This is a genomic window from Halochromatium sp. (assembly GCF_054919635.1).
Genome location: NZ_JBUDPI010000400.1, coordinates 1 through 3,148, shown reverse-complemented (window position 1 = coordinate 3,148; position 3,148 = coordinate 1). Strand labels below are relative to the sequence as shown.

The following is a 3,148-nucleotide window of genomic DNA, read 5'->3' as shown; positions in this document are numbered from 1 at the left end:
GCGATGCGGGCCGATGATCGGAAGGCCGAGCTGCGCGGCGAGCTCGGGCGCGGCGCCGACATGATCAAGATGGCCGTGGGTCAGCAGGATCATCTGCGCTCTGGCACCGAGGCGACTCAGGGCGGCGGTGATACGCTCTGGCTCACCGCCTGGATCGACGATCGCAGCGCTCTGCGTCTTGGGGCAGATCAACAGGGTGCAGTTCTGCTCGAACGGGGTGACGGGGATGATCTCAACGTGCATCAGCGGGTCTCCTTGGTGGCGCTGCGTCGGCTGGCGTCCTTGCGCACCAGCAGCGTGCGGGTGCCGGCAAGACGGTCGTACCAGGTCAGTCGCTCGGGGTCGAATAGCATCCACCAGAGCCCGAGTCCGGCCGGGGCGATGGTCAGAATCGCGAAGCCGAAGCGACGCAGCGCATCCAGAACGCCGAGCGATTCACCGTTCTCACGCAGGATCAGCAGTCGCCAGGTGCGCATCGCTAGGGTTTGGCGACCGCCGGTCCAGAAATAGAGGTAGTAGCCCAGGATCACGGCCAGCAGGTAGAGCTGGAAGATCAAACGCGCAAGGCCCTGCGTCAGGTCGGCGCCGGTCAAGGTCTCCACAGCAATGGTGTAGACGAAGGCAGCGACCATGACGACGGCGGCTACGAGAAGCAGGTCATAGAGGATCGCCGCCAGGCGGCGCAGCAGGCCTGGCGCCTGCGAGTGTGAAAGGTCGGTCATCGGTTGGCTCGAAGGTTGATCCGGGGAGCATGCGCTTGACGAAAGGGCACCTTAACCAGATGCGCCGATGGCTGGCTAGGCCGAGGGGTGCGATGTCGGTTGCGACAACGGCCGCGGATGCTGACCGATGGTCTAGACTGTGACGCTGGTTATCGGTTCGCTTCAATGTCGGATAGCTCTGTGAAACTGCCTCGCATCAGCGTCAAGCCCACCCTGTTTAAGCTGTTGCGTCGGTTGCCGATGCCGGTGATCGGGATCTTAATCGGTCTGATGGCCGGTTCGGCAGTCTGGATCGTGCTGGATCAGGTTCAGAGTAAGGCGGTGGAGCGTATCTTCGGGCGGGAGCTCTCGATGCGGTTGGATCTGCGAGCGCGCGAGAGCCTGATTCGTTTCGATCAATACATGACCAACTATGCGGCCACCACCCGGCTGTTGGCGAATCATCGGCGTCTGGCCCAGTATCTGGAACCGCTCTTCTGGTTTCCCGGCGAGGACGTCGAGCCGGTGATCTATGCGGGTTTCCGCCCCTTCTGGCTGCCAGACGTCTTTGGTCGGAATGCGCTGCTGGCGCCTAGCCATGTATTGCTTGTCGACTCCCGGGGCCTACTCCGCGAGATCTATCAGGCTGGTGACGAGCCCTTGCCGTCGGAGCTGAGCACGGATCTGGGCCAATGGCTTGGTGATCCCGATGAGGTGCAGACCGTGCTCGCACGTTTCGGCGATCGCCCCTATCTCGTGGTCAGTGACCGCGTCGAGGATGCCAGCGGCTACACCATGGGCAGCTTGGTGGTGCTGGTGCCGGTGGATGCCGATTTCTTGTCTGCCTCCGAAGGCAGCTTCTCCGCGGATCGTTCGGCGGTAGCGCTGATCGATGCCGATGAGCAGCGCATCCTCGCCAGTAACGAGCCACAGCAATTGATCCCCGGCACCTTGCTGAGCGAGTGGAGCGACGAGTATCTGGTTACCTCGCAGTCGCTACCGGCTTATGAAGGCTCGAACTGGAACATGCTGTTTGCAACCTTCATCCCGCAGCGCAGCGTGGCCAAGATGTCGAGCAAGGTCATCGACTTCGAGCGCAACCAGCGTCTGATCGCCGCGCTGGTCTTCATCAGCGTGTTCACGCTGGTGATCTACATGGTCTCGGCGCGCCTGAACAAGGTCCTGAAGCGCATGACGCGGTTTTCGCAGCGAGCGCTCGGCATCGAGCAGCCTGGCTTCAAGGGCGGTGGCAACCAACTGGTGCTGCTCGAGGAATGGATGCAGCATTTCACCTCCCTGGTGCTGCGTGCCCGCGAGGAGATGCGGCGCAAGCAGGAGCACGAGATGCGCGAGACCGAGGCGCTCAAGGCAGCGATCATGGAGGCCTCGCTCGACTCGATCGTGACCCTGAACCGGGCCGGAGCCGTGATCGACTATAACCCGACCGCAGAGCACACCCTGGGCTTCGACCGCACCCGGATCATTGGCACTGATTTCGTGCGCGCCTTCATCCCGCCCAGCGATCGCGCCAACTTCATCGGTCTGCTCCAGGAATCGAGCCGGCGAGGTCCACATGGGGCACGCCCCCACACCCGCACCGAGCTGCGCGCGGTACGCAGCAACGAGCAGCTGTTTCCGATCGAGATCTCGATCGTGCCGATCGTGCTCGAAGACGAGCCGGTCTACACGCTCTACATCCATGACATCACCAAACGCAAGGAGGCCGAGCGCGAGATCAAGGGCCTAGCCCGCTTCGCGAGCGAGAGTCCAAGCCCAATCTTGCGTGTCAATGGTGCTGCCCGCATCGTCTACGCCAACGCGTCGAGCCAGTCTTTGATCGCGGCTTGGGACACAGAGCCTGGCGGACCTTTGCCAGCGCGTTGGTGTGACCAGGTCCGCGAAGCCCTCGAGGGTGGCGAGACCCGTGAGTATGAAGATGATCTGGGCAGTACCATCTACGCGCTGCTGTTCGTGCCGATTCAAGACCTGGGCTATGTCAATATCTACGCGCGCGACATCACTGCGGTGCGCCGCGCCGAGCAGGAATCGCGCCAGCATCAGGCGGAGTTGGTTCACGTCTGCCGACTCAGTACCATGGGTGAGGTCGCGACCGGCATGGCCCATGAGCTCAATCAGCCCTTGTCGGCGATCGTCAACTATGCCAACGGTGCGAGCCGGCGCTTGAAGAGCGGCCAAGACGACAGTGCGCCTTTGATCGATGCGATGGCGCACATCTCCGGACAGGCTCAGCGTGCGGGTGAGATCATCAAGCGCTTGCGGGCGCTGGTCGGTAAACAGCAGCCGATCCGCTCGGTTGTCGACCTCAACCTTCTGGTGCGCGAGGTCTGCAGCTTCGTTGAGTTCGAGACCGCGCGGCTCGAGATGCAGATCGAGCAGCAGCTCGCCGATGAGGGCAAGCGTATCGTCGTCTGTACACACGGCAAACG

3 protein-coding genes are annotated in these 3,148 nt (G+C 62.5%); 1 reads left to right on the top strand and 2 read right to left on the bottom strand.

Translation table 11 applies throughout. From position 1 onward, the window contains the following. The coding region (locus ACY693_RS17300; protein WP_462323053.1) for an MBL fold metallo-hydrolase at positions 1–243 on the bottom strand (243 nt) is incomplete at its 3' end. Further along, complete coding sequence (locus ACY693_RS17295; RefSeq protein ID WP_462323052.1) at positions 243–722, bottom strand: RDD family protein; 480 nt, start codon at positions 720–722, stop codon at positions 243–245. The genes ACY693_RS17300 and ACY693_RS17295, both read right to left, overlap by 1 nt. A 240-nt stretch (positions 723–962) precedes the next feature. Between ACY693_RS17295 and ACY693_RS17290 the strand changes: the two genes are divergently transcribed. Further along, positions 963–3,148, top strand: a 2,186-nt coding sequence (locus ACY693_RS17290; RefSeq protein ID WP_462323054.1) for a PAS domain-containing sensor histidine kinase, incomplete at its 3' end; no start/stop codon positions are given.

What these genes read in the sequence shown, in the direction of transcription:
- ACY693_RS17295 (WP_462323052.1), bottom strand. Translation starts at nt 722, where the DNA reads ATGACCGACCTTTCACACTCGCAGGCGCCAGGCCTGCTGCGCCGCCTG.